General features: G+C 65.3%; 22 protein-coding genes. 10 read left to right on the forward strand and 12 right to left on the reverse strand.

The window, feature by feature from the left end:
• Window position 1: 1 nt before the first annotated feature.
• The 7 genes from ACFPK0_RS11490 to pilG form a co-directional block, all read right to left on the reverse strand.
• Window positions 2–568: a chemotaxis protein CheW gene (locus tag ACFPK0_RS11490; RefSeq protein ID WP_056077400.1), complete on the reverse strand. Its 567-nt coding sequence runs from the start codon at window positions 566–568 to the stop codon at window positions 2–4.
• Window positions 565–2,250, reverse strand: a complete 1,686-nt coding sequence (locus tag ACFPK0_RS11495; RefSeq protein WP_377340918.1) for a chemotaxis protein CheB — start codon at window positions 2,248–2,250, stop codon at window positions 565–567. The genes ACFPK0_RS11490 and ACFPK0_RS11495 overlap by 4 nt, the downstream gene beginning before the upstream one ends.
• Window positions 2,243–8,302 (reverse strand): hybrid sensor histidine kinase/response regulator, encoded by a 6,060-nt coding sequence (locus ACFPK0_RS11500; protein ID WP_377340920.1) that lies wholly within the window; start codon window positions 8,300–8,302, stop codon window positions 2,243–2,245. Before ACFPK0_RS11500 ends, ACFPK0_RS11495 begins: the two co-directional genes overlap by 8 nt.
• A 72-nt stretch (window positions 8,303–8,374) precedes the next feature.
• Window positions 8,375–10,405 (reverse strand): methyl-accepting chemotaxis protein, encoded by a 2,031-nt coding sequence (locus ACFPK0_RS11505; protein ID WP_056077392.1) that lies wholly within the window; start codon window positions 10,403–10,405, stop codon window positions 8,375–8,377.
• A 117-nt stretch (window positions 10,406–10,522) separates the two neighbouring features.
• Entirely contained in the window at window positions 10,523–11,062 is a 540-nt protein-coding gene (locus ACFPK0_RS11510) for a chemotaxis protein CheW (protein ID WP_056077388.1), read from the reverse strand.
• The gene (locus ACFPK0_RS11515; RefSeq protein ID WP_007079997.1) at window positions 11,059–11,430 is read right to left on the reverse strand and encodes a response regulator; all 372 of its coding nucleotides are present in this window, start codon (window positions 11,428–11,430) and stop codon (window positions 11,059–11,061) included. Before ACFPK0_RS11515 ends, ACFPK0_RS11510 begins: the two co-directional genes overlap by 4 nt.
• 22 nt (window positions 11,431–11,452) lie before the next feature.
• Window positions 11,453–11,821, reverse strand: coding sequence for a twitching motility response regulator PilG (pilG, locus tag ACFPK0_RS11520; protein ID WP_007079998.1), 369 nt, complete (start codon window positions 11,819–11,821; stop codon window positions 11,453–11,455).
• 410 nt (window positions 11,822–12,231) lie between these two features.
• Between pilG and gshB the strand changes: the two genes are divergently transcribed.
• From gshB to ACFPK0_RS11560, 8 genes are all read left to right on the forward strand, one after another.
• The gene (gene gshB, locus ACFPK0_RS11525) at window positions 12,232–13,209 is read left to right on the forward strand and encodes a glutathione synthase (RefSeq protein ID WP_056077385.1); all 978 of its coding nucleotides are present in this window, start codon (window positions 12,232–12,234) and stop codon (window positions 13,207–13,209) included.
• Window positions 13,206–14,069, forward strand: a complete 864-nt coding sequence (locus ACFPK0_RS11530; protein ID WP_377340924.1) for a cell envelope integrity TolA family protein — start codon at window positions 13,206–13,208, stop codon at window positions 14,067–14,069. The genes gshB and ACFPK0_RS11530 overlap by 4 nt, the downstream gene beginning before the upstream one ends.
• A gap of 63 nt (window positions 14,070–14,132) precedes the next feature.
• Entirely contained in the window at window positions 14,133–14,702 is a 570-nt protein-coding gene (locus ACFPK0_RS11535) for a YqgE/AlgH family protein (protein WP_377340926.1), read from the forward strand.
• The gene (gene ruvX / locus ACFPK0_RS11540; protein ID WP_377340928.1) at window positions 14,699–15,145 is read left to right on the forward strand and encodes a Holliday junction resolvase RuvX; all 447 of its coding nucleotides are present in this window, start codon (window positions 14,699–14,701) and stop codon (window positions 15,143–15,145) included. The genes ACFPK0_RS11535 and ruvX overlap by 4 nt, the downstream gene beginning before the upstream one ends.
• A 26-nt stretch (window positions 15,146–15,171) precedes the next feature.
• Window positions 15,172–16,098 (forward strand): aspartate carbamoyltransferase catalytic subunit, encoded by a 927-nt coding sequence (locus tag ACFPK0_RS11545; protein WP_056077374.1) that lies wholly within the window; start codon window positions 15,172–15,174, stop codon window positions 16,096–16,098.
• Between the two features lie 114 nt (window positions 16,099–16,212).
• The gene (locus ACFPK0_RS11550; protein ID WP_056077370.1) at window positions 16,213–18,000 is read left to right on the forward strand and encodes a hypothetical protein; all 1,788 of its coding nucleotides are present in this window, start codon (window positions 16,213–16,215) and stop codon (window positions 17,998–18,000) included.
• 104 nt (window positions 18,001–18,104) lie between these two features.
• On the forward strand, window positions 18,105–18,860 hold the full coding sequence (locus ACFPK0_RS11555; RefSeq protein WP_056077366.1) for a Bax inhibitor-1/YccA family protein: 756 nt from the start codon (window positions 18,105–18,107) through the stop codon (window positions 18,858–18,860).
• A gap of 182 nt (window positions 18,861–19,042) precedes the next feature.
• Window positions 19,043–19,417, forward strand: a complete 375-nt coding sequence (locus tag ACFPK0_RS11560) for a BON domain-containing protein (protein WP_056077362.1) — start codon at window positions 19,043–19,045, stop codon at window positions 19,415–19,417.
• Between the two features lie 93 nt (window positions 19,418–19,510).
• Here the strand turns inward: ACFPK0_RS11560 and ACFPK0_RS11565 are convergent, their stop codons facing one another.
• Complete coding sequence (locus ACFPK0_RS11565; RefSeq protein WP_377340932.1) at window positions 19,511–20,683, reverse strand: PilT/PilU family type 4a pilus ATPase; 1,173 nt, start codon at window positions 20,681–20,683, stop codon at window positions 19,511–19,513.
• A gap of 154 nt (window positions 20,684–20,837) precedes the next feature.
• Window positions 20,838–21,875 (reverse strand): type IV pilus twitching motility protein PilT, encoded by a 1,038-nt coding sequence (locus ACFPK0_RS11570; protein WP_056077357.1) that lies wholly within the window; start codon window positions 21,873–21,875, stop codon window positions 20,838–20,840.
• A 458-nt stretch (window positions 21,876–22,333) separates the two neighbouring features.
• Between ACFPK0_RS11570 and proC the strand changes: the two genes are divergently transcribed.
• Window positions 22,334–23,155, forward strand: a complete 822-nt coding sequence (gene proC / locus ACFPK0_RS11575; RefSeq protein ID WP_377340934.1) for a pyrroline-5-carboxylate reductase — start codon at window positions 22,334–22,336, stop codon at window positions 23,153–23,155.
• Entirely contained in the window at window positions 23,152–23,727 is a 576-nt protein-coding gene (locus ACFPK0_RS11580) for a YggT family protein (protein WP_056602404.1), read from the forward strand. The genes proC and ACFPK0_RS11580 overlap by 4 nt, the downstream gene beginning before the upstream one ends.
• A gap of 36 nt (window positions 23,728–23,763) precedes the next feature.
• Here ACFPK0_RS11580 and ACFPK0_RS11585 read toward each other — a convergent pair whose 3' ends face one another.
• From ACFPK0_RS11585 to pdxH, 3 genes are read right to left on the reverse strand one after another with little or no spacing between them, the layout of a single operon-like run.
• A complete protein-coding gene (locus ACFPK0_RS11585; RefSeq protein WP_377340937.1) occupies window positions 23,764–24,561 on the reverse strand; it encodes an ABC transporter substrate-binding protein in 798 nt (265 codons plus the stop codon).
• Between the two features lie 44 nt (window positions 24,562–24,605).
• Complete coding sequence (locus tag ACFPK0_RS11590) at window positions 24,606–25,049, reverse strand: secondary thiamine-phosphate synthase enzyme YjbQ (protein WP_377340939.1); 444 nt, start codon at window positions 25,047–25,049, stop codon at window positions 24,606–24,608.
• Window positions 25,046–25,633, reverse strand: coding sequence for a pyridoxamine 5'-phosphate oxidase (gene pdxH / locus ACFPK0_RS11595; RefSeq protein ID WP_056077344.1), 588 nt, complete (start codon window positions 25,631–25,633; stop codon window positions 25,046–25,048). The genes ACFPK0_RS11590 and pdxH overlap by 4 nt, the downstream gene beginning before the upstream one ends.
• Between the last annotated feature and the right edge of the window lie 87 nt (window positions 25,634–25,720).

Consider the following 25,720-nt stretch of genomic DNA (forward strand, 5'->3'; position numbering starts at 1 on the left):
CTCAATCGTCGGAATCAGCCCATGACGACGGCGCGGACGCGGAGTCCATGCGTTCGAAGTCGACGTGGTCTTCGGTCGTCTCATCCGACCCCACGGCATCAACCTGCTGCAGCAAGGCCAGAAGTTCCGCCTCGATGCCTTCCATGTCCGGGATCACCGCGACATCGTCACGCACCAGCACCCGGGCACGGATACCCGGCGGCAATTGGGTGCCGTCGTGGGTCGGGATGATCAGCTCGGCGTTGAGCGTGGTAAGGCGCGGGAAACCCTGCGTGACCAGCGCCATGAACGGCATCTGCGCATTGCCACCCAGTGTCTTCAGCACGGCAACGCGGGAACTGAGTTCGGCGTCGCCCTCTTCCGCGCCACAAAGCCGGGTGAACGACACCAGCGGTACCCGCCAGCCACGCCAGGCAATGCGCCCGAGCAACCACGCCGGCGCACCGGCTACCGACTCCGCCTCGGGCAGGGTGATGACCTCGGCCACGGTGGCGTTGGGCAACAACAAGCGCATATGGCCAACCGGCACCAGGATGCAGCGGATTTCGCGCGGCAGCGGATCACTCATGGATACACCTCGATCAAGTGCGCCGCCAACTCATGCGGGGCACCGGAAAAACTGACCAGTCGCTCGGCAAAAATGCTGCCGACCATATCGGAATACTGCACGTCGGACGCGGCTTCGACCCAGACCTCGCCACCCAGATCGTGTACGGCCTGGGCGCCGGCAACCGCGTCGGTGGAGCTTCCGGCGAACACGATCGACACCACGTCGCGCCCGAAAATAGTGGCGACCGTGCTGAAATTGGCATCGATCGAGGACTCGTTGCCGGCATCGGGCTCGTTGGCCTGTACGGTTATCGCGCCGTCGCGGCGCAACGAAACCTGGGACGCCGCCGGCACCACCAACAACTCGCCGGGCACGGCATGGTCACCGTCGGTTGCCAGCCGGACGGGCAATGGCCCGCCGCCGACCGACAGCACTTCCATCAGCCCCGATATCGATTGCGCACCCAGGTGCTGGGTGAGCAGAAACGTCGATCGCGTGGGTGCCGTCAACGCCGAAAGGAATTCGCACACCGAATCCAGCCCGTCAGCCGCCGCCCCCAGCAACACGACCCGATGCAGACGGCGAGTGTTGTCGTCCAGGTGCATCTCGCTGTCCTGCGAGTAGGGCTGCGGCGCCACCGCCTCTTCCATCGTCAGCAACTGCAGGCTCATCACCGGCTCGGTGGCCGGTGCCGCGTGCTCGACCTCGGGTGAAAGGAATTCGGCTGCAGTCTGTTTCACCACGCCAAAATCCGTGGCGGATACCGTGGCGGGCGCCGGCGCGGGTGCGACGGGAGCGTCATCATCCAGCAAGGCCCAGCTGTCGGGCGCACTCACCACGGTGGGTGCCGGGGCTTTTTCGGAGACAAGTGCAGCGTCACCAGCCAGGGACAGGTCCGTCGGCAGGTGATCGAAATCGAAACTCGTGGCCGCTGCGGCAACCGGTTCGGTACCGACGCTGTCCTCGGCGGCGGGTTCATTCACGGCGTCGGAGGCCTCGGCCGCTTCGCCAGCCACATCACCGAACTCACCATCGTGCAATGCCGGTGCGTTTTCGAAATAACGCAGGCCTGAGCCGAATTCGTCCTCGCCCGTCGACAAGGCATCGGAGGCCAGCATGGCCTCGAGCTCGGCTTCGAGGCTGTTGGAATCGGCGCTCTCGGGCCCATCGATGCCCTGATCGATCGATGCGGGCTCGTCGAAACCCAGGTCACCGTCGGTCTCCGTCGCGCTGGATACGGCCGTCGTGACGGCCTCTTCAGCGGCAGGAACCGTGTCGACCGTGAGCTCGGCGCTTTCGGCCACTGACGGGGTCGCAGCGGGCACGACCAGGCTGGCGGCGGTGAGCGGCCGTGGCGGGTCGACATCGGCGGAGGCCATGACCTTGGCCGCCAGATGGCGCGCCCAGCGGGCGCGATCCCACCCTTCAAGCGCGCGGCTGGCCTGGCCGTCATTGAAAACCACGCGCGGCGTATCGCCGTCGATCACGTCATAGAGGCGATCAAGCGCGTCGTCGTTCTCGTCGTCGAGATTCACCACCACGACCTCGGCCCCGCTTTCCATCAGCAGGTCGCGGTTGAGGCTGGCCATGCTGCCTTCGTGCACGATCCGCGCGCCATGCTCCTGCAGTGCCAGGCGCAACTGGTCGCCCAGTTCGCCATCGCCGAAAAGCAATGCGATCCCCGGGCCGGATTCAGTCATGGGCCGGCTCCGACGCATGCAGCTCCAGCACCTCACCGATCTGCGTCAGCAGGTCGGCCTCCTGATACGGCTTGCCGAGATAACGCTCCACACCGATGTCGAGTGCCCGCTGGCGATGTTTGTCGCCGCTGCGCGAGGTGATCATGATGATCGGCACGCCGCTGAGGCGCGGGTCGGCCTTCATCAACGTCGCCAGCTCGTAGCCGTCCATCCGTGGCATCTCGATATCCAGCAGCATCAGGTCAGGGACGCGCTCGTGCAGTTTCTCGACCGCATCGACACCGTCCTTGGCGGTGCTGACCTCGTATTCATGGCGTTCGAGCACGCGGCTGGTGACCTTGCGCATGGTGATGGAATCGTCCACCACCATGACCAGCGGCCGCACCCGGACTTCCTCGATGACCGGCGCCTGCAGGGCACTGAGCCCCTCTGCCAGACGCTGCTCGCGACGGGTGATGCCGTGGCGGACCAGCGGCGCCAGATCCAGAATGATCAGCACCGAGCCATCGCCCATGATGGTGGCGCCGAGCAGCCCGGGCACCGAACTGATCTGCGGGCCCACCGACTTGACCACGATTTCGTGGGAGCCCAGCACCGCGTCGATCCGGATGGCCGCACGCAAGTCACCGGCACGGGTAAGCAGCAGGGGCTGCTGCTCGCCCTCGGGCGGCAACCCGGGCGGCAGCCCGAGCAGTTCGGCCAGATCGTGGATGGCGTAGGACTCATTGCCATGGGAGAACGTGGGCTCGCCCTGCTCCAGCAGCGCCGTCATCTCATCGGCGTCAATCCGTGCGACACCCTGGACCGACGTCATCGGAATGGCGAACGTGGCCTCGCCGATGCGTACCAGGATCGCCTGCGTCACCGCCAGGGTAAACGGCAGGCGCAGTACGAACGTGGTGCCCTTGCCCGCGGTCGATTCGATCGACAACGAGCCGCCCAGTTGCTTGATCTCGTTGGCCACCACGTCCATGCCGACGCCGCGGCCGGCCAGCTGGGTGATCTTGCCCGCAGTGGAGAAACCGGCCTGGGTGATCAGACCCAGCAGTTGATCGTCGCTGGGGTTGGCGTCGGCACGAAGCAGCCCGCGCTCGATGCCACGGGCGCGGATCGCCTCGCGATCGAGGCCGCGGCCATCGTCGCTGACGCGCACTACCACCTCGGTCGCCTCGCGTGCCACCCGGATATGCACCGCGCCTTCGGCCGGCTTGCCGACCTTGCGTCGTTCGTCCGGCGTTTCGATGCCGTGCGCGATGGCATTGCGAAGCATGTGCTCGAACGGCGCCTTGATGCGGTCGAGCAGGTTGCGATCCATTTCGCCGTGCGCACCGTCCACATAGAGCTGCGCGTGCTTGCCCTCTTCCTGGGCGGCCTGGCGCAGGGTGCGGCGCAGGTTGGGAACCATGGTGTCGAACGGCAGCATGCGGGTACGCAGCAGACCATCCTGCAGGTCGGTGCTTACACGCGACTGCTGGATCAGCAGGGTTTCGGCCTGGCGCGTCAGTTCGTCCAGCGTGCTCTGGATGGAGACCAAGTCGGACACCGACTCGGCCAGCGCACGGGAATACTGCTGCAGCTGGGAATAACGATCGAGCTCGAGCGGATCGAACACGGTGGTGAGGCCCGCCTCGCGATGCTCGCGCTGGAAGCGCGCGATGATCTGCGCCTCGGTCTCGATTTCCAGCATACGCAACTGGCTGCGCAAGCGGGCCACGGTCTGTTCCAGCTCGACCAGGTTGAAGCGGTAGCCGGCAACCTGCTGCTCCAGCCGCGAACGGTAGATGGCCACTTCGCCGGCATGATTGACGAGGCTGTCCAGCAGGTCGGCGCGAACGCGGATCTGTTCCTGCGTCGAGCGGACTTCTTCTTCCACCTCGGGCAACAGCCCCGGCAGATCGCCGTCTGGTGTCCGCTCACCGGACGCCGCCACCGGCGACGCCGGCGCTGCCGCCTCGGGCATCGCAATGGCTGCCAGCACGTCGTCGTTGGTGAAACCTTCCTCACCGGCGAGCGCCAGCAGCCGGTCGATCGCCGCCTGCGGGTATTCGATCGTCTGGCGATGCGCCACCTGCTGCACCATCGCGTTGAGCTGGTCGAAGCTGGATTCCAACGCGCCGATCAACGAGGCGGTGCCAGACGCGTCGACCGGCTTCTCCAGCAGTGTCTCGATCGCGTGGGCCAGATCGCCGATCGACCCCAGGCCCGAGATGCGCGCGCCGCCCTTGAGCGTATGCAGGTCGCGCTGAAGCTCGCCGACGTAGCCAAGTTCAGTCGGCTCGGCGCGCCACTGCGCCAGCACGTCATCGGCGTGATCCAGGATCTCATGTGCCTCATCGAGGAACACTTCGAGCAAGTCGTCATCGAGGGCATTGGCGGCGGGCGTCTCATCGGCGCCGCCTTCCACGGTTGTGGATACCGCACCGGCATCGACGGCGTGGGTCGTCTGCCGCGCCAATGCAGCAGCCTCCGACGCCTCGCGCTCGGCGAGTTCGCGTGCCTCACGCGCACGGCGTCCAGCCGCTTCGCGCTCGGCGGCTTCACGTTCTGCCGATGCACGCGCTTCGGCCTCGCGCTGCTCCGCAGCTTCACGCTCGGCGGCTTCGCGTGCAGCAGCCTCACGCTCGACGGCCTCCAGCTCCGCGGCAAGCTCCTCGGCCAGCCCGGCGTCGTCCAGGTCGTCTTGCTGCGCGTCGATGGCGGCGTTCTCGTCGTCCATCCGTACGGCATCGTCGACGGGAGCGTCTTCGATATCGCTGTCGCGGGTTTCCCCTGGTTCGAACGCATCCAGCGCCGCCATCAACTCGCTGGCAAACGTCTCGTGGTGCGCATCGTCGGCATCGGCCGCAGGCTCGGCGCCGTCAACAAAGGCGGCAGCCGGCGATGCCTCCGACAATGTCTCGTCGGCAGGTGTCTCGTCGGCGATGGCCGGTGCTTCGTCGTTGTCGACTGGCATCGCGTCCAGTTCGTACGACGGCGTCCAGGCGTCCAGATCATGCTCCGCACCCAATGCCGCGGCATCTTCCAGGTCGTCGGGGCGGGACTCGTACACCACGTGGGCAACCTGTGACTCGGAGTACAAGTCGCGCATGGCCACGATCTCGTCGACCAGCGCATCCACGACGGGCAACTGCGGATCGGCCGCGTCGAATTGCTCCATCACGGTATCGACTACGTCGGCGGCCTCGCCCAGAAGGCGGATGCCTTCGCTGGACAACGGCACATCGGCGGCGCGCAGGCGCTTGAGCAAACCCTCCAGCGGCGACAACACCTGCATCAGCAAGGCGATGTCGACCATGGCGATGGCCCCGTGCAAGGTATGCACGGCGCGCAGCAGTTCTTCGCCCACCCGCAGTTCGGTGCCCGCGCGCTGGATGGCGCCGCGTATCGTCTGCAGATACTGGGCCACTTCGCTGCGCAGGATCTCCAGCAGAACCGGGTCCACCGGCGGCATCACCGGCAACGGCAACGCTTCAACCGGTTCGACGTCATCGTCCGGCGCGCCTGCCAACGTGTGGGCGTCGGTGATGCCGGCCTGCGGAATCGCTGCCGCATCCGCGTCCATGCGCGGCACGCGGCGGCGTACCACCCGGCGAACCGTTTCGGTAACAACCGACGGATGGCCCTCGACCCGCGCGCCCTCCTCGCCAGCGGCCAGTCGTTCGGCCACGTCCATGATGGCGCCGAGCGGTGCCTTCAGCGCGCCTTCGCCCTTGAGCGCGGCCAGCAACTGCGGCAGCGCATCGATGGCGCGGTGCACCATCGCCTGCACGCCTTCATGCGGTTCGATGCTGTTGTCGAGCACGCGGTTGAGCGTGCTTTCGACCTTCCATGCGAACTCGCCGAGCACGCTGGCGCCAACCAGGCGGCCCGAACCTTTCAATGTGTGGAACGAGCGGCGGATGGCCGTCAGTGAGGACAACTGCGCTGGATCGTCCAGCCAGACCTTTTCGGCCTCGGTGAGGTTGTCGATTTCCTCCTGCATCTCCTCCAGGAAGATTTCGCGGATATCGTCATCGATGCCTTCGGCGTTGGCATTGAAGCCGGCGGTGGCCGCCAGCGGATCGGTGACCGGAACCTGCTCGACGATCTCCTCTTCGATTTCGACCCAGTCCTCGTCGGAAGCGCTTTCGGCCGACTCGGGTTTCAGGGATTCGGTTTCAGCCAGGCGCAGGCCATCGATATCCTGCGCGGAGCGCGGCGAGGATGTGTCTTCGCCGATGATCAGCTCATCGATGCTGTCGCCCGGATGCACGCTCACCGATTCGGAGAGCTCGACATGTTCGTCGTTCGTCGGCAATGCATCGGCGGCCACCGGCGGCGGGGTCTCGGGCAATTCGCGGGCAGCCGGCGGCGGCCAGTAACCCAGCAGGCCCAGACTGTGCTCGGCGACATCAAGGATATGTTCCAGGCCACCGCGATGTTCGCGGGCAGCCTCGAGGTAATACTCCAGCGCGGCCAGCGCATCGGCCAGGTGATCCATCTGCGCGCCATCGGGCACGCGTCGATCGAGCAGCAGCTCATTGCCGATGAAGCGGCTGATGCCTTCGGCCAGCTCGGCGGGGCGTGCCGTGGACAGCATACGCAATGCACCGGCCACTTCATCCATCAACGCCGGGCTGCCGGCAAGATGCTCGTGCTGCCAACCGGATTCGCTGAACGCCACGATCGCGTCTTTCACTTTGCCGGTGTTGCTGATCGCTTCCTGCATCAACGCCACGACGATGCCCATGGCCTCGCTGCGGGGAACGCCGACCACACCTTCGTCGCCTTCCGTCACACCCTCGGCGCCAAGGCTTTCGATGTGGTCGTCCAGCGATGCCTCGACATAGAGCAGCGCGCCGGCAACATCGAGCAACGCGGCCTCGTCGGCACTGCGCATGTGATTGGCGATCTCGTCGAGAACCTGTCGCTGCTCGACAACCATCCGCCGCGGCACCGCGAGCGCCAGCATGCCGAGGGTGTCGCCGACACGCTCCAGCACTTCGCCCTGTGCAGCCAATTGGGCCGGGTCACCATCCACCTGGCGCAGGAACAGATCCAGCGCTTCCTTCACCCGCAACAAATCATCTTTCAGCGCGCGCGACACGGAGTCGAGCAAGGCGCGGTTGTGGCCGGCCATCGATCCGCGCGCGTGCTCCAGTTCGCTGGCGTCAGGCACCTGGCGATCGAGCGCGTACGTGGATTGCAGCAGCTCCATCTGCGGGCTGCGCTGCGGCGATTGCGCCACCAGATAGAGCAGCTGGCACGCCAGTTCGTCGGCGTCACCACCGCGCAAACTGTCCTCGCCGTGTTCGACCAGCTCGCGGATATTGCGATCGACCTTGCCGATCAGCTGGCGGATTTCGGTCGTACGGTTCTTGAACAAGCCTTGCCCAAGGCCCTCCAGTACTCCCGCCGCGATCCACCACAACCGGCGACCGTGCACGTGATAGCAGCGCGCGGCAATTTCCAGCAGCGTGGTGCGCATGCCGGCCAATTGGCGCGTCGGATCCTCGCCACGGAACCAGCCCAGCAGCTGTCGCTGGAAGCGAAGCCGCAGCGCGGTCAATTCGCCACGACGCGCCTCGGCATGCGACTCGCTCATGGCGGCGGGCGCCTGCTCCGGCAGGAAGGCGTCGAGATTGGGATGGAACAGGGCCGACTCGGACAGCGGCGGTTTCCCGATGGCCGCGCGCAGGTCGTTGAGCAGCGGCAGCAACACCACCGGCACGTCACGATGTCCGCCGGACAGGCGCTCGAGATAGTCCGGCAACTGCATCAGGCCACGCATCAATACGGCGTAGGCGTCTTCGCGATTGGCAACCTGGTCGTCAAGCAGCGCGCGGGAAACCTCTTCCATCTCGGCCGCCGCCATGGCGGCGCCATGCAGCTCCACCATTTGCAAGGTGCCACGCACCTGATGCAACTGGTCCACGCACGAACGCATGACGCTGCGATCGGCGGGATTTTCGACATGGGTCGCCAACGCGTCACGGGCGCTGGACAGTGCTTCGTCCAGCTGGGGCTTGACCCACTGCAGCGTGGTGAAATCGATGTGGTCTTGAAGTCTCATGCGCCTCTCTCAGCGGTTGCGCAGCGATGCATTACGCCACCAGCGAGAATGCCCCCCTTCAAAGTGCTCATGTCAATCCGGCAACTTGAAATGCGCCACCGAGCGGCGAAGATCGCTCGCCAACTGCGCCAACGTACCGATGGAATCCGCTGTCTGGCTGGCGCCTTGCGATGTCTGCGAGGTGATTTCCTGGATCGCATTCATCGATACCGAAATATCGGTGGCCGCCGCCGACTGCTCCCTTGCCGCCGTGGAAATGCTCTGAATCAGTGCGGACAGATCGTGCGAAACGCGCTCGATGTCACCCAGCGCGCTGCCTGCGTCCTCCGCCAGTCGCGCACCGGCGACCACCTCGGCGGTGGTCTGCTCCATCGAGTTCACCGCTTCGTTGGTATCGGACTGAATCGTCTGCACCAGCGTCTCGATACGCTTGGTGGCGCTGGTGGAGCGTTCGGCCAGTCGCTGCACTTCGTCCGCCACCACCGCGAAACCGCGACCGGCCTCACCGGCCGACGCGGCCTGGATGGCCGCGTTCAATGCCAGGATGTTGGTCTGTTCGGCAATGTCGTTGATCAGTTCCACGATCGAGCCGATCTCCTGCGAGGATTCGCCCAGCCGCTTGATGCGCTTGGAGGTCTCCTGGATCTGGTCGCGGATGGAGTCCATGCCGGAGATCGTTTCGCGTACCACCTCGGCACCGTGCGAGGCGATTTTCACCGAGCGCTCGGCCACGTCGGCCGACTCGGCCGAATCGCGCGACACGTTGTCCATCGAACTCACGATCTGGTTGATCGCGGAGGTCGCGGTGCTGATCTGCTGTGCCTGCTGCTCGGCCGCGTTCGCCAGCTGGCGGGCGGTGGTCTGCGTTTCCTGCGCCGAGGACGACACCTGCTCGGAGGTCTCGTTGATCGTGGTCACCAGGGATCGCAGCTCGTCGATGGCGTAGTTCACCGAGTCGGCGATGGCGCCGGTGATGTCCTCGGAAACGGTGGTCTTGACGGTGAGGTCACCCTCGGCGAGCGATCCCATCTCATCCAGCAGGCGCATGATCGCCTCCTGGTTGCGCTGGTTCAGCTCGGTACTCTCGGCGAAGCGGCGGCGCTGGTCGCGCACCAGGCTGACCACCAGCAACAGCGCGAAGGCCACCGCGCCAATCGCTGCCAGCAGGCCCCACCACACGTTCGGGAACAGCCTGCGCAACGGCAATTTGCCGATCTGCTCGGAGAGGTCGTTGGCGCGCAACAGCACGGTCTGCGAATCCAGCGATGCCTGGTTGCCGGCGTGCTTCACGTCCGCGATGTTGCTGGCGGCAGCGACCAGCCGTGATAGCGGATCGGCCAGCTTTTCCCAGCTGGCATCCATGTCGGAAAGGATCTTGCGCGCATTGGCGTCGCTGACCGGTTTTACGCCGCTGCCGCTGTTGCCCTCGAGCAACCCCTTCAACACGGTGCCGTAGAGCTGGGCGTCACGGGCGAGTCCGTCGGCCGCGGATTGGGCGGTGGAACCGCCCTGCAACACTTCCTGCACACGGCGGATGATGCGGTCAGCAGAGAGCATCTGGCGCGAAGTGCCCAGCATCTGCTCGGAGCTGCCGTTGCGCTGCTGCAGGATGTTGACCACCTGCTCCATGCTGGAGTTGAGCAGCGGTATCTCGCGCGACAGCGTGGCGGCGCGCTGGGCCGAATCGAGCACCACGGACTTGTTGGACAGGATCTTGCCGATATCGGCGTCGAGCTGGCTCCAGGAATGGCTCAACGCGGTTACCGCGCGACCGGACGGCGTGGTGTCGTTGTTGCCGTAGGCACGCATGCCACCGGCGGTATCGCCTTTGCTCAACCGTTGCACCGCCGAATCGATGGCGTTGCGCGTGCTTTCCAGTTCCTTGAACGAATCGACGTTGCCGTCGGCGGACTCAAGCGCGAATTTCGCAGTCTGCTGCGACAGCACCTGGATCTGCGTGGTCAGCGCGATCGCTTGCCGATCCTCGCCGTTGCGCTGGTTGAGCAGGAAAAAGTCCACCGCCGCAAAACCGATCGCCGCCAGCAGCATGACGATAAGGAGGGTGTAACCCCGTTCCCTGCTAACGCCCCCTGTAGTGCTCATGTTCACCTCACCCGTCTGCGCTTCTGGCAGCGCCGCTCGTGGCGGCGCTCAGCGGAGCAGTTGCCCCTGATTCCGGTCCCAACCGATCCCGGTCCTTCTTGTATTCGATGTGACGCGTCAGGCCGCGGCCTGTCGAAAATCCGGTGCGCGCACCAGCCGGTTCATGCTGAAAACCGCCAGCTGCTGCTCCCCCACGCGGCCATCGACGAAACGAACAAGGCGCGGATCGTCCTCGTTCATCGCCTGAGTCCGTTGTTCCTGGTCGACCGTACGCTGGCCAAACACCTCGTCCACCAGCAGCGCCACGTTGCCGCCGTTCTGGCGCACGATCAGCAGGCGCGTACGGTCGGTATGCAGCGTGCGTTCGCCGAACAGGAAGCGGGCGAAGTCAATGACGGGGACCAGGTTGCCGCGCACGTTGGCGACGCCGAGCAGCCATGGCTGCGTCCCCGGCACCGGCGTAAGCAGTGGCACCGCCAGCAGTTCACTGATCTCGTCGATGCCACTGACCAGCAGACGCGAGCCCACCCGGAAGCCGATGCCGCGCCAAAGCCCCGGCGCCTCCAGCGTGTCGGGCGAAGCCGAGGCGTGCGCCAGCGACTTCCGCTCGAAATGGGCAAGTATCTCGAAAGGCGTGAGGTTGACCGCCTGGTTCATGCCGCCCCCGGCAGCAACCCGCTGATGCTGGCCAGCAGCTCTTTTTCATTCACCGGCTTGGTGATGAAGGCCCGCGCGCCCTGGCGCAGCCCCCACACGCGATCGGTTTCCATCGACTTGGTGGTGATCATCACGATCGGGACGCCGGCCGTGGCCGGGTCGCGGGTGAGGATGCGGGTGGCCTGGAAGCCGTTCATGCCGGGCATGATCACGTCCATGATGACCAGGTCGGGCAGCTCGGCCCTTACGCGTTCAATGCCGTCTTCGGCGGTGCTGACCGCGATGACGGTATAACCGGCGCGCTCGAGCAACGTGGTGAAGACACGCACGTCGGTCGGCGAATCGTCGATGATGAGAATAGTTGCCACAGAACCCCCTGGATCTCTGCAGTCAGCCGGCGGTATGCGCTGAGCCGACGTGGCTATGGATGGCACCCAGCAGTTCGTCGCGCGTGAACGGCTTGGTCAAATACTGTTCCGCGCCCACGATGCGGCCGCGAGCCTTGTCGAACAGACCATCCTTCGAGCTCAGCATGATGACCGGGGTGCTGCGGAATTGCGGATTGTTCTTGATCAATGCACAGGTCTGATAACCATCCAGCCGCGGCATCATGATGTCGACGAAGATGATCGCGGGTTTCTGATCGGAGATCTTGGCCAATGCCTCGAATCCGTCCACCGCGGTCAACACTTCGCAACCTTCCTTCTTGAGCAAGGTTTCCGCGGTGCGGCGGATGGTCTTGGAGTCATCGATCACCATGACCTTCAGTCCAGCGAGGCCGTTAACGCTCACGTTCAAATTCACTCAAGCTCCCCCTGTGGCGCACCGAGCTCAGCATGGACCTTGATGGCAAGCAACTACTATGCCGCTGGGGTACATGCACAAATTCAGCAAAGATAAGGCCGCTCGAAAACAGGCTTTCGGGCAATGCCTCTCGCGCATTGCTGTTTACCGCCTGCTCGCCGAGACTGTCAAGCAATGATGACAGAGCGCTCCGCTCGGCGATGTCGAGTGTGACGCAAATCGGCAGCATGTGGCGGTGAGCGGCAGGCAACGCACACGGCAGGGCCGGAATCGCTTGTGGCGATGGCGTGGTCTCGGCGACCATTCACGCATGACATGGCGACCGCGGGCCACTCGGTCCGCCATACCCGCCACGGAGAAATACGATGACGCTTTCGGTCGCGGTGCTGATGGATCCCATCAGCACCATCAAGGTCGCCAAGGACACCAGCTTCGCGATGCTGCTCGAGGCGCAGCGTCGCGGGCACTCGCTGCTCTACTTCGAGCAGGCCAGCCTGGCCCTGCGCGACGGCGTGCCGTGGACGCGACTGGCTGCCTTGCAGGTACGCGACGATCCGCGCGACTGGTACACGCTGGGCGAGCCGCAATGGCGCGACCTGCGCGACATCGATGTCGTACTGATGCGCAAGGACCCGCCGGTGGATGCTCAGTTCATCAACGACACCCTGGTGCTCGAAGTTGCCCAGCGCGCCGGCGTCACCGTAGTGAACAAGCCGCAGGCGCTGCGCGACTGCAACGAGAAACTGTTCGCGATGGATTTCCCCCAGTGCATCGTGCCGACCCTGGTGGCGCGCGACGCCGACGAACTGCGCCGCTTTGCCGCCGAACACGGCGAGGTGGTGTTGAAGCCGCTCGACGGCATGGGTGGCCGGGGCATCTTTCGGGTCAAGGCGGGCGACAGCAACCTCAACTCGATGCTGGAAACCCTGCTCGGCGGCGATGCCCACGGTGCCGGCCGACAGCTCACCATCGCGCAGAAATACATTCCGGAAATCACTGCCGGCGACAAACGCATCCTGGTGGTCGACGGCGAACCCGTGCCGTATGCGCTGGCGCGCATACCGCAAGGTAACGAGTTCCGCGGCAATCTCGCCGCCGGCGGGCGTGGCGAAGGCGTGCCGCTGTCCGAGCGTGATCGCTGGATCGTGGCGCAGGTGGCGCCCGAGCTTCGCCGGCGCGGGCTGCTGTTCGTCGGCCTGGACGTGATCGGCGACTACCTCACCGAAATCAACGTGACCTCGCCCACCTGCGTGCGGGAGCTTGATCACCAGTTCGGCCTCAATATCGCCGGCCAGTTGTTCGATGTCATCGAGCAGCGCGTTGCCGGAACGCGCGCCGCGTGAATGCCGTCACCGTCAACGAGACGCCGAACGCGATCGGCGCCACCATGCTGTTTTCGCTGTTGCTGCACGGCGTGCTGTTGCTGGGCATCACGTTCCACTTCACCAAACCCACGCCCGCGCTGCCCACGCTGGATGTGACGCTGGTCAACGTGGCCAACCAGCGGGCGCCGGACCAGGCGGACTTCCTGGCCCAGGCCAACAACAGCGGCGGCGGCGTGAGCGATCGGGCCGCACGGCCGTCGCAGCGGCACTCCGGCGCGCTATCCAAGCCCGACCCCGGCACGGCGGCCAAGGCAACGGAGGCGACCACACCCGCTCCGCGCGACGCCACGCCCACGCACATGGTCACCACCACCGGCACCAGCGCGTTCGCGGTGACCAGCGATTCGGCGCAGACCAAGGTCGCGCCGCAACCGCAGACACAGACCGCCGCCGACCTGCAACGCCAGCAGACGATGGCGCAGCTGGCCGCCGAGCTGCGCGAGCAGACCGAGGCGCTGGCGAAGCGGCCGAAGAAGAAATTCATCTCCGCCAGCACCCGCGAGTACGTCTACGCCAGCTACATGCGCGGATGGTCCGACCGGGTGCAGCGCGTGGGCAACCTCAACTACCCGGAGCAGGCGCGCGAGCGCAAGCTGTACGGCGACCTGGTGCTCACCGTGGGCCTGCGCCGCGACGGCAGCATCAAGACGATCGAGGTAATCAAGAGTTCGGGGCATCCGCTGCTGGATGCCTCGGCCGAACGCATCGTGCGGCTGGCGGCGCCTTTCCCGGCCCTGCCCAGGGACGCCGCCGTGGACGAGCTGTACATCACGCGCACCTGGCAGTTCCTGCCGGGCGACGTGCTGCGCAATCACTAGAACCGGCATGGCGGTCACTTCCCGTTCGCACGTTATTCGGCGCGCCGGGCTTACAATGAGCACATGAGCACGCCTGCCGCCGACATTCTCACCGGCCATTTCCTGATCGCCATGCCGAACCTGGCCGATCCGCCGTTTTCGCGCGGCGTGGCCCTGCTGTGCCAGCACGACGAGAACGGCGCGGTCGGCCTGCTGGTGAACCGCCTGTCCGAGTACCGGTTGGGCGACGTGCTGGCGCAAATGAAGCTCGACTGCGCCGATATCGAAATGGCCGATTCACCGGTATTGATCGGTGGCCCCGTGCAACAGGAGCGCGGTTTCGTGCTGCATCGCGAAACCGGCAACTGGGAGTCGAGCTACCGCGTCAGCACCGAGTGGTCGATCACCACCTCGCGCGACATCCTGGTGGCGATCGCCGCCGGCGAAGGTCCGCGGCAGGCGGTGATGGCGCTGGGCTATGCCGGCTGGGAAGCGGGGCAGCTGGAGCAGGAGCTGCTGGACAACGCCTGGCTCACCGCCGAAGCCAGCAGCCACATCCTGTTCGAGACGCCACTGGAAGACCGCTGGACCGCAGCCGCCGCTCTGGTTGGCGTGGACCCGCGTCAGCTTTCCATGTACGCAGGCCACGCATGAGTTGCGCGCTGGGTTTCGACGTCGGCAGCCGCATCATCGGCGTCGCCGTCGGCAACACGATCACCAGCAGCGCCCGCGCCGTGGCCACCGCGCAAGTGCGCGACGGCAACATCGAATGGCATGTCATCGACACGCTGCAAAAGACCTGGCTGCCGGACACCTTCGTGGTCGGCCTGCCCTTGACGCTCGATGGCGCCGAACAACCGGCCAGCCGCGGTGCGCGCCGGTTCGCCACGCAATTGCATGAGCGCTACGGCGTGCCCGTGGTCCTTGTCGACGAGCGACACAGTTCGCAGGAAGCGGCGCGCCGCTTCGCGCATGCCCGCTCCGTCGGCCTGAAACGTCGCCGGCACGCCGACGACATCGATGCCGAGGCCGCCGCCGTCATTCTGGAGCACTGGCTCCTCGAACCGCCGGTTGCGGCCACCGCCGAACCACGCTGATCCCGCCCACCTGTCGACCCGATTCCATGAGCCCTCGCCTGCGCCACCTCACCACCCTGGAACACCTTCCCCGCATCAGCATCGAGCGCCTGCTCGATCGGGCTGAAGCCCTGCGCGACGCCTGCGCACACGGCACCCGAAAGCTGGACGTGCTGGCCGGGCGCACCGTGCTCAACCTGTTCTTCGAACCCTCCACCCGCACCCGCACGTCGTTCGAACTGGCCGCGCGCCGGCTGGGCGCGGACGTCATCAATTTCGACCTGAGCTTTTCGTCCACCAGCAAGGGCGAGGAGTTGTACGACACGCTGCATACGCTGGAAGCCATGCACCTGGATGCGATCATCGTGCGGCACAAGGAAGCCGGCACGCCCGACGCACTCGTACGCCACGCGATGAGCGGTGTCTCGGTGGTCAACGCCGGCGACGGCAACCGCGCCCACCCCACCCAGGGCCTGCTCGATGTACTCACGATCCGCCAGCACCGGCCGGATTTCGAGAACCTGGTAGTGGTGATCTGCGGCGACATCAAGCACTCGCGCGTCGCGCGCTCGGACATCCACGCGCTGACCGTGCTGGGGGTGAAGGAAATCCGCCTGTGCGGCCCCGCGGGCCTGATGCCGGCGGCAGACGAATTCCCCCACTGCCGCTATTACAACGACTTCGACGCCGCGATCGAGGGCGCCGATGTGTCGATCATGCTGCGCCTGCAGAAAGAGCGCATGGCCAGCGTGGATTTGCCCGATGAGGCCGCGTACTTCAACCACTACGGGTTGGACACACGCCGTCTGGCGCGTGCCGCCAAGGGCTGCCTGGTGATGCATCCCGGGCCACTCAACCGGGGCATCGAGATCGCGTCGGAAGTGGCCGATGGGGCGCAGTCGCGCATCCTCGAACAAGTGGGCAACGGCGTGTTCGTGCGCATGGCCGTGTTGTGCGAAGTGCTGGCCCGCTGAGAAAGCATCCGGCGGTACGTGATGGCGCGCGCCGCCGCTTCGGTGTTGCGATGCGGCACGGGTGGAAACGGGCATAATAGCCGCGCTTTCCACCTATCCATCAGGGGTTTCATCATGCGATCGACGATGCGCTTCATCGCGCTGGGTTTGGCCGGCTTCATGCTGGTGGCCTGCTCGCACAAGGACAAGAACGCACCGCTGGCTTTCGTACCTGCCGACACGCCGTATGCGGTGGCCAACCTGGCGACGCTGGACGATGACACCCGCACCGCCCTGCTGACCCAGGCCGACGCGCAGTTGCCGGCCCAACTGGCCCAGCTCAATGCCATGGCTGACGACATGGCCGCCAAGGATCCGGATACCGCGCGCCTGCTGCGCGCGTTCGGCACCGAGCTGAAAGGCCAGACCATCGAAACCTTTGCCGCACACGCCGGCATCGACGTGAAGGGCCGTGCCGCGTTTTACGGCCTGGGCCTGGCTCCGGTGCTGCGGTTCGACCTCAGCGACCCGGCGATGTTCGAGGGGTTCGTCACCCGGCTCGAAACCGCCTACGGCAAGAAACTCGATACCGCGCAGGAAGACAAGCAGGCTTATCGTCGCCACGTTTCCACCGCGTCGGGCACCGAGGTGATCCTGGCCATCGTCGGCAAGCAGGCCGTCATCGCCCTGCTGCCCGACACGGCGACACCGAGCCTGCTGCGTCAGGCGCTGGGCCTGGATCGGCCGAAAAAGAGCCTGCAGGATGATGGCCGCCTGAAGACCCTGGCCAAGGCCAAGGGCTACAAGGACTGGCTGGTCGGCCAGCTGGATCTGACCCGCGCCCTGCCGCTGCTGGCCAGTGGCAACGACCCGTTGTTCGGCGCCATCGAGAAGGCCCGGGCCAAGGCCGAGTCGGCCAAGACCGGTGAACCGGTGGCCAACCAGTTGCAGACGCCGCCCAGCTGCGCCATCGACGCGGCGCGCATCGCCGCCCGCGTGCCTGCGATGAGCTTTGGCTACACGCGGCTCGACCCGAAACACCAGGATGCCCGCTTCGACATCGCGTTGGCACCTGACATCAGCGAGGCCTTTGCCAAGCTCAAGGTGGATCTGCCAGGTCTGGGCACGGCCGGCACCGCGCCGTTCGACCTCAGCATTGCGCTGCCGGTCATGTCCTTGCGCACGTTCTGGTCGGCACAGGCCGATGCGGTAGCCGCCAAGCCATTCACCTGCCCCAAGCTGACCGATCTCAATGACGAGTTCGCCAAGCTCGGCGCCGCCATGCAGCAGGCAGCCATTCCGCCGTTCGGCGACATGCTCGGTTTGCGGGTGGCGCTGGACACCATGGTGGCCGCGAAAAACACCTCGCTGCCGACCTTCAGCGGACGCTTTGTGCTGGCCACCTCCAACCCCACCGGCCTGCTCGCCACCGGCCAGATGATGGTGCCGTCGCTGGCGCGGCTGAAACTCGCCGCGGACAGCAAGCCGGTACCGCTGCCGCAGGACCTGGCGAACATGGTGGGTCAGCCGGCGTGGCTGGCCATGAATCCGCATGCACTGGCCATCGGCATCGGTGCCGGCGAAGACGCCAAGCTCGCCGAAACCCTGAACACGCCGGTGGGCGACGCCGGGCGCATGCTGCGCATGCACCTGAACGGCGCGATGTACCTGAGCTGGCTGCAACTGATGGAGGACAAGGCCGACAGCCTGGCCGCCGCAACTGCGACCATCAGTCGCGGCGACGACTCCTCGCTGGGTGCCGACAACGATGACGCGGCAACCGAGGCCGCCGCCAACGCGGCTCGTTCCAAAGCCCAGTTCGCCGTCATGAAGGCCCAGGCCGAGCGCGTCGACAGTATCGACGCGGAAATGCACGTCGACGACGATGGCATGGTGATCACCAGCCAGACCGTCCTGAAATAGCCGCTTTCCGCCGCCCGGCGCCGCCTTTGGCGCCGGTGCGGCCGGACCGGTCGACTTCCGCGCCGCAGGCTCTAAGATGAGCACTACTTCTTCAGGAGCTCATCATGCAAAGCGGCAATCCGGCCATCAACAAGAACACCTTCCTGGACGCGGCCAGCGGCGCTCTGGTTGCCCATGACGACAGCACCATGACGATCAACGGCACGGTCAACAAGACCGGGCTGCTGCTGATCCTGGTGCTGGTCGGGGCGATGTACAGCTGGAGCCGTTTCAGCGGCCCGGAGAGTGCGCCCGCGCTCTATCCGCTGATTCTCGGCGGCGCGATCGGCGGCCTGATCCTGGCCCTGGTCACCACCTTCAAGAAAACCTGGGCGCCGTTCACCGCACCGCTGTACGCGTTGGTGGAAGGCGTCTTCATCGGCGCGCTGTCGGCCATTTTCGAAGTGCGTTTTCCCGGCATCGTGATGCAGGCCGTCGGCCTCACCTTCGGCACCATGGCGGCGCTGCTGCTGGCGTACCGCAGCGGGCTGATCCGCGCCACCGAGAAATTCAAGCTGGGCGTGGTCGCGGCCACCGGCGGCGTGCTTCTTCTCTATCTCGCCAATTTCGTGATGGGCTTCTTCGGCCACTCGATGGACTTCATCAGCGGCAACAGCACCCTGGGCATCGGCTTCAGTATCGTGGTGGTGATCATCGCCGCACTGAACCTGGTGCTTGATTTCGACCTGATCGAAACCGGCGCCCGGTCGGGCGCGCCGAAATACATGGAGTGGTACGGCGCGTTCGCGCTGGTGGTGACACTGGTCTGGCTGTATCTGGAATTGCTGCGCCTGCTGTCGAAACTGCAGTCGCGCAATTGATCCCGTAACGGCAGGAAAACATGCACGTAACTCTCTCTTCGCGTCGGTGATCGCGGGCTGAACCGGAGCTTTTCGTCCCCACGCGAGGTTCACGGCGCGGCTGTTGCCATGTGCTCACGGACGCCGGGATGTTGGCGACCGGCTGTCATATCGACAGATCCCCCCACCGCAGGAGAGAGCCCATGCGTAACCAGTCCATGATTCGTCGCACCGTGTTGGCCGCTGGCCTGACCGCCGCATTTGCGCTGATTCCGCTCAGCCAGGTCGCGGCACAGGATGCCAGCGCCAACGACTCAATGCAGCACAGCAACCAGACCGTGCCGGACAAGGCGGCCGATGCCTGGATCACCACCAAGGTCAAATCCGAGTTCGGCACCAGCAAGACCGTGAAGGCGACCGACATATCGGTCACCACCGTTGATGGCACGGTCTCCCTCAGCGGCACCGTAGGTTCGGCGCAGGAAAAGCTGGACGCGGTTCGCGTGGCCAAGTCCGTCAAGGGCGTCAAGAGCGTGGATGCCAGCGGCATAACGGTGAATGCGTCGGCTGGCCAGTAAAACAACAGCTGTCGTCAGCGTGGTGCCGCGGTGATGCGGCCAAAAAAAGGGAGCCCTCGCGGCTCCCTTTTTTTGGCAAACAGTCTGCGAAGTTCAGCGATTCAGCAGATTGCTGCCCGAGCCAATGTTGTTCGGGTCGCGGTCCTCCTCCAGCGCCACGCCGTCGAGCCCCTGCGCGAGGGTGTGCGCATCGCCACCTTGCGCCAGCTTGATGCGCAAGCGCACCTCGTTGGCACTGTCTGCATAGCGCAATGCGTCCTCGTAGGAAATCTCGCCGGCTTGATAAAGCTCGATCAGGCTCTGGTCGAAGGTCTTCATGCCGAGCAAGGTGGATTCCTTCATCACCTCCTTCAGCTTGTGGATGTCGCCCTGGCGGATGTAGTCCTGCACCAGTGGCGTACCCAGCAGTATCTCCACCGCCACCCGCCGCGACTTGCCGTCGGGCGTGGGAATCAGCATCTGCGCCACGATGCCTTTCAGGTTGAGCGAAAGATCCATCAGCAACTGCTGGCGGCGGTCTTCCGAGAAAAAATGCAGGATGCGATCCATCGCCTGGTTGGCGTTGTTGGCGTGCAGGGTGCACAGCACCAGATGGCCGGTTTCGGCGAACGCGATCGCGTGGTCCATGCCTTCGCGCGTGCGGATTTCGCCGATCATGATCACGTCCGGCGCCTGGCGCAGCGTGTTCTTCAGCGCGTTGTCCCAGCTGTCGGTATCGATGCCGACTTCTCGCTGGGTGATGATGCAGCCCTCGTGCTTGTGCACGTATTCGATCGGGTCCTCGATGGTGATGATGTGGCCGGTCGAGTTGGCATTGCGGTAGCCGATCATCGCGGCCAGCGAGGTCGATTTGCCCGAGCCGGTGGCGCCCACGAAAACGATGATGCCGCGCTTGGTCATTGCCAATTGCTTGATCACCGGCGGCAGGTTCAATTCCTCCGGCGTGGGGATCTTCGACTCGATCCGGCGCAGCACCATGCCCACGCAATTGCGCTGGTAGAAACACGAGACACGGAAGCGGCCCACGCCCTGCGCGGAAATCGCGAACTGGCATTCGTGGGTTTTCTCGAACTCCTCGCGCTGCCCCGGCGTCATCACGTTCAACACCATGTCGCGCGCCTGCTGCACCGACAGCGGGCTCTGCGTGATCGGCACGATACGGCCCTGCACCTTCATCGACGGCGCCACACCGGCGGTAATGAAAAGGTCCGATGCCTTCTTGTGCACCATCAGTTTCAGGAACGAGGTGAAATCGAAATCGCTCATGGCTGTACCCCGGGAATCGGGAATCGGGAATGGGGAATCGGAAAACCGGCATCCAGCACGAATCGGCGTCGGGACGCAGGAACGTTCAAGCCACAAGCGCGCAAGGCGCGGGGCCTTTCAACGATTCCCCATTCCCGATTCCCGATTCCCGGCCTCACTTGAAACTGTCCTTGTTCTTCGCATACCCCTGCGCCTGCTGGCGTGACACCACGCCGCGCTTGACCAGGTCGAGCAGGCACTGGTCGAGGGTCTGCATGCCGAACTGCTGGCCGGTCTGGATCGACGAATACATCTGCGCCACCTTGTCCTCGCGGATCAGGTTGCGGATGGCCGGGATGCCCACCATGATCTCGTGCGCCGCGATACGGCCTCCACCCACCTTCTTCAGCAGCGACTGCGAGATCACCGCGCGAAGGCTCTCCGACAGCATCGAGCGCACCATGGGTTTTTCGCCCGCGGGGAACACGTCGATGATGCGGTCGATGGTCTTGGCCGCGGAACTCGTGTGCACGGTGGCAAACACCAAGTGGCCGGTTTCCGCCGCGGTCAGCGCCAGCCGGATGGTTTCCAGATCGCGCAATTCGCCGACCAGGATGTAGTCGGGATCCTCGCGCAGCGCCGAGCGCAGCGCCTCGTTGAAACCGTGCGTGTCGCGATGCACCTCGCGCTGGTTGACCAGGCACTTCTGCGAGGTATGCACGAACTCGATCGGGTCCTCGACCGTCAGCATGTGGCCGTATTCGGTCTTGTTGATGTGGTCGACCATCGCCGCCAGCGTGGTGGACTTGCCCGAGCCGGTCGGCCCGGTCACCAGGATCAGGCCCTGCGGCTGCTCGATCAGCTCCTTGAAGATGCGCGGGCAGCCCAGGTCCTCCAGCGTCAGCACTTCGGACGGAATGGTGCGGAACACGGCGCCGGCGCCGCGGTTCTGGGTGAACGCGTTGACGCGGAAACGCGCCAGGCCGGGAATCTCGAACGAGAAGTCGGTCTCGTAGAACTCCTCGTAATCGCGCCGCTGCTTGTCCGACATGATGTCGTAGATCAGCGAGTGCACTTCCTTGTGTTCCAGTGCCGGGATGTTGATGCGGCGGACGTCGCCGTCGACGCGAATCATCGGCGGCAGGCCCGCGGAAAGGTGCAAATCCGAAGCCTTGTTTTTCACCGAGAACGCAAGCAGTTCGGCAATGTCCATCTATCGTTCCCCTCAAAACCGATCGTCTGGATGCATGGATTGGTGCCGCATGAAACGGGGGCGAAGTTCACCGGGGCGACCCTCGCCAGCGCAGACGCCGGCGCGATCCGACAACCGGGTACCCCTTCCCCTTGCGACCGCTTCGATACTACTCGCGCAAGCCGCTGCGCGGCCACTGTTTCCCGGGCGGACATTGCAAACTTTCGACGCAGTTTGCACGTGGCGCCAGGGTAGCCGTCCGACGACGCCGGCATGCCGGCCGTTTTCCCCGCCATGGCCGGCTCGGTTAGGCTAGGCAGCCCGGCGTGCAAAACCGGGCAGCCGCCACTTCAAGCGTTTCGGTATAGATGTACAGATCTCACTTTCGGCGCGACGCACCGCCGGGAGCGGTCATCGGCAACAAGGCAAAAAAGCGCCTGCAGCAGGCATCGCGGCAAGGCCCATCAACGAGGATTTTCATGACACAGATTGCTTTCATCGGCGGCGGCAACATGGCGCGCAGCCTGATCGGCGGATTGTTGAAGCATGGCGCTGCCCCGGGCGACATCAACGTTGCCGAGCCCATGGCCGCGGCCCGCGAGGCGTTGACGCGCGACTTGGGCGTGACCTGCCATGGTGACAACAAGGCCGCCGCAGCCGGCGCCGATGTGGTCGTGCTGGCAGTAAAGCCCCAGGTCATGCCGGCCATCCAGGGCGACCTGCGCGATATCCTGCAGGCCAAATCGCCCCTGCTCATCTCGATCGCCGCCGGCGTGCGCATCGACCAGCTTGAACGCTGGTTTGGCGCCTTGCCGATTGTGCGCTGCATGCCCAATACGCCCGCGTTGATCGGCGCAGGCGCCACCGGGCTGTGCGCCAATGCGGCGGTCAGCGCGGCGCAAAAGGCCAAGGCGCAGGAAGTTCTGGGTACCGCCGGCGTCACCCGCTGGATCGATGATGAGGCCCTGATGGATACGGTCACGGCATTGTCCGGCTCGGGCCCCGCGTATTTCTTTGCCATGGTCGAGGCGATGGAAGCCGCGGCCGTGGCGCAGGGCCTGCCGCGCGACGCAGCGCGCGCGCTGGCCGCACAGACCTGCCTGGGCGCCGGCCGCATGCTGACGGAAGGCGGCGAAGACGCGGCCACCTTGCGCCAGCGCGTCACCTCACCCAACGGCACCACGCAGGCCGCGCTGGAGAGCTTTGCCGCCGACGGTCTGCCCCTCATTGTGGCCAATGCCATGGGCGCGGCCAGGAAGCGCGGCGTCGAACTTGCCGCCAGCCTGGATGAGCCAACGTGAGCTACCTGCTGAATGCCCTGGGCCTGCTGATCGAACTGGCCTTCAATGCCGCCGTCACCCTGCTCCTGCTACGAGTGCTGGCCGAAGCCTGCCGGGCGGATTTCCACAATCCGCTGAGCCAGTTCGTCTATCGCTACACCAACCCGGTACTGGCGCCAGTGCGGCGGGTGATCCCCAACTGGCGGCGGATCAACCTGGCCGCCCTGCTGCTGGCATGGCTGGCGATGCTGCTGAAACGCTGGGTGTTGTTCGCGGTGACGGGCATGATGCCCGGAGTGGCCGGGTTGCTGGTTTTGTCGCTGGCCGAGCTGCTCGATTTCGCGCTGATGTTCTACCTGATCCTGGTTTTCGCGTGGTCGTTGCTGAGCATGTTCGCGGTCGACCAGCGCCATCCGGTGCTGCGGTTGCTGGATACCATCGTGGCGCCGTTGATGCGGCCGCTGCGCGGGCGGCTGGTGGTGGGCATGATCGATTTCGCGCCGATGGCGGTGATGATCGCTCTGCTGCTGGCGCGCATGCTGATCGCCGCGCCGCTGCTGGATCTGGGCATGCGGCTGGCATTGGCGCGTTGAGCTTTTACCTGAGGCCGGCGCCTGATTGAAGCCGGTTCAGCGGAGCGCCCATGCGGCGATGATGCGATGGATTTCGTCCAGTCCATCGAACAACGCGGCCGGCCCCGGCTGCAGGATGATCGGCGACTTGATCTCGTACAGGTCGCCGGTCTGCACCGCGGGAATCGCGTCCCAGCCCGCTCGTGCCGCGACTTTCTGCGGCCGGAAACGCTTGCCGCACCATGAGCCGAGGATGATGTCCGGCGCGCGCCGCACCACCTCGTCGCCGTTGGGCAGGATGCGCTGTTTGGCCAGCGGCTCGCGGGCCAGCTCGGGGAAACAGTCGTCACCGCCGGCGATGCCGATGATCTCGGTGACCCAACGGATGCCGGTGATGATGGGCTCGTCCCATTCCTCGAAATACACTTTCGGCCGCCGCGGCAAGCTGGCGACGGCAGCGCGGATATCGGCCAGGTGCTGCTCCGCCTGCTGCGCATACGCCTCGGCTTTGGCGGCCGCACCCACCATCGCGCCCAGCCGGCGGATATAGGCGAGGATGCCGTCCACGCTGCGATGGTTGCTGATCCACACCTCGACACCCGCCTTGATCAGCTCGCGCGCGATGTCGGCCTGGATGTCGGAGAAGCCGATCGCCAGGTCGGGCTCCAGCTTCAGGATCTCACCGATTTTCGCGCTGGTGAAAGCCGAAACCTTGGGCTTTTCCCGCCGCGCCTGCGGTGGACGCACGGTGAAACCGGAGATGCCGACGATGCGGTGCGCCTCGCCCAACGCGTAGAGCACCTCGGTAGGTTCCTCGGTAAGGCAGACGATGCGTTGGGGGTAGGCGTCGGGCATGTATGGCGTCAGACACATGGCGTGCAGCGGCATGGCCCGGGTCGTCAGCATCCCAGGACCGTCACGGTGACCTTGCGCTGATGCGGGTGCGTCCGATGCTCCCACAGGTAAATGCCCTGCCAGGTGCCCAACCGCAGGCGACCGCCACCGACGGGCACAGTGAGGCTTACCCCGCTGAGGATCGAACGGATATGCGCGGGCATGTCGTCCGGGCCCTCCGTGTCGTGACGGAACATCGGATCACCATCGGGTACGACGCGCGCCATCCAGCGCTCCAGGTCGCCGCGTACCGAGGGATCGGCGTTTTCGCAGATCAGCAACGAGCAACTGGTGTGCGCCGTGAACACCTGCGCGATACCCGTCTGCACGCCGCTGGCGGCCACCAGGTCGGCTACGTCGCGGGTGATCTCGCTGAAGCCGCGGCCACGGGTGGCGACCGTGAAGCCGTTCTGGTCGACCAGCCGACCGGGTTGGGCGCCGCCGTTCATGGGTACAACAGGCGATGGGTCCAGGTCTGGCCGTGGCGGTTCCAGCGCACGCGTTCGTGCAGGCGGAATTCCGCGCCGTACCAGAACTCCAGCGTGTCGGGCTCGACCACGAAGCCGCCCCAGTGCGGCGGGCGGCTGACGTCGCGGCCGGCGAATTCCTGTTCGTAGCGTTCCACCCGCTGCTCGAAAGTCTGTCGATCAGGCAGCGTTTGCGATTGCAGCGACGCCCAGGCACCGATCTGGCTGCCGCGCGCGCGGGTGGCGAAATAGGCGTCGGATTCTTCGTCCTGCAATTTGCGGGCATGGCCTTCCACGCGCACCTGCACACCGTGGCGGATCTGCTTCCAGTGAAAGCACAACGCCACCTGCGGGTGCGCTTCCAGTTGGGAGCCCTTGTCGCTCGCGTAATTGGTGAAGAAGCGGAACCCGCGCTCATCCACGCCCTTGAGCAGCACGATGCGTGAAGCCACGCGGCCGGAAGCATCCACCGTGGCAAGGTTCATCGCGGTCGGCTCGGGGTCGCCGCTGGCCCGGGCCTCCTCCAGCAACTGCTGGAAAATGTGCAACATCTCGGAATTAAGCATGGCTTTTGAAACTTTTCCTTGAATCGTGGCCCGCGCGCGCCATCATGGGGCAGATGGATACCTCACATATTAGCTCAATCCCCCCCC

Source organism: Rhodanobacter ginsenosidimutans, assembly GCF_042655685.1.
Taxonomy (GTDB): domain Bacteria; phylum Pseudomonadota; class Gammaproteobacteria; order Xanthomonadales; family Rhodanobacteraceae; genus Rhodanobacter; species Rhodanobacter ginsenosidimutans.

What these genes read in the sequence shown, in the direction of transcription:
- ACFPK0_RS11490 (WP_056077400.1), bottom strand. Translation starts at nt 568, where the DNA reads ATGAGTGATCCGCTGCCGCGCGAAATCCGCTGCATCCTGGTGCCGGTT.
- ACFPK0_RS11495 (WP_377340918.1), bottom strand. Translation starts at nt 2,250, where the DNA reads ATGACTGAATCCGGCCCGGGGATCGCATTGCTTTTCGGCGATGGCGAA.
- ACFPK0_RS11500 (WP_377340920.1), bottom strand. Translation starts at nt 8,302, where the DNA reads ATGAGACTTCAAGACCACATCGATTTCACCACGCTGCAGTGGGTCAAG.
- ACFPK0_RS11505 (WP_056077392.1), bottom strand. Translation starts at nt 10,405, where the DNA reads ATGAGCACTACAGGGGGCGTTAGCAGGGAACGGGGTTACACCCTCCTT.
- ACFPK0_RS11510 (WP_056077388.1), bottom strand. Translation starts at nt 11,062, where the DNA reads ATGAACCAGGCGGTCAACCTCACGCCTTTCGAGATACTTGCCCATTTC.
- pilG (WP_007079998.1), bottom strand. Translation starts at nt 11,821, where the DNA reads ATGGTGATCGATGACTCCAAGACCATCCGCCGCACCGCGGAAACCTTG.
- gshB (WP_056077385.1), top strand. Translation starts at nt 12,232, where the DNA reads ATGACGCTTTCGGTCGCGGTGCTGATGGATCCCATCAGCACCATCAAG.
- ACFPK0_RS11535 (WP_377340926.1), top strand. Translation starts at nt 14,133, where the DNA reads ATGAGCACGCCTGCCGCCGACATTCTCACCGGCCATTTCCTGATCGCC.
- ruvX (WP_377340928.1), top strand. Translation starts at nt 14,699, where the DNA reads ATGAGTTGCGCGCTGGGTTTCGACGTCGGCAGCCGCATCATCGGCGTC.
- ACFPK0_RS11545 (WP_056077374.1), top strand. Translation starts at nt 15,172, where the DNA reads ATGAGCCCTCGCCTGCGCCACCTCACCACCCTGGAACACCTTCCCCGC.
- ACFPK0_RS11550 (WP_056077370.1), top strand. Translation starts at nt 16,213, where the DNA reads ATGCGATCGACGATGCGCTTCATCGCGCTGGGTTTGGCCGGCTTCATG.
- ACFPK0_RS11555 (WP_056077366.1), top strand. Translation starts at nt 18,105, where the DNA reads ATGCAAAGCGGCAATCCGGCCATCAACAAGAACACCTTCCTGGACGCG.
- ACFPK0_RS11560 (WP_056077362.1), top strand. Translation starts at nt 19,043, where the DNA reads ATGCGTAACCAGTCCATGATTCGTCGCACCGTGTTGGCCGCTGGCCTG.
- ACFPK0_RS11565 (WP_377340932.1), bottom strand. Translation starts at nt 20,683, where the DNA reads ATGAGCGATTTCGATTTCACCTCGTTCCTGAAACTGATGGTGCACAAG.
- ACFPK0_RS11570 (WP_056077357.1), bottom strand. Translation starts at nt 21,875, where the DNA reads ATGGACATTGCCGAACTGCTTGCGTTCTCGGTGAAAAACAAGGCTTCG.
- proC (WP_377340934.1), top strand. Translation starts at nt 22,334, where the DNA reads ATGACACAGATTGCTTTCATCGGCGGCGGCAACATGGCGCGCAGCCTG.
- ACFPK0_RS11585 (WP_377340937.1), bottom strand. Translation starts at nt 24,561, where the DNA reads ATGCCCGACGCCTACCCCCAACGCATCGTCTGCCTTACCGAGGAACCT.
- ACFPK0_RS11590 (WP_377340939.1), bottom strand. Translation starts at nt 25,049, where the DNA reads ATGAACGGCGGCGCCCAACCCGGTCGGCTGGTCGACCAGAACGGCTTC.
- pdxH (WP_056077344.1), bottom strand. Translation starts at nt 25,633, where the DNA reads ATGCTTAATTCCGAGATGTTGCACATTTTCCAGCAGTTGCTGGAGGAG.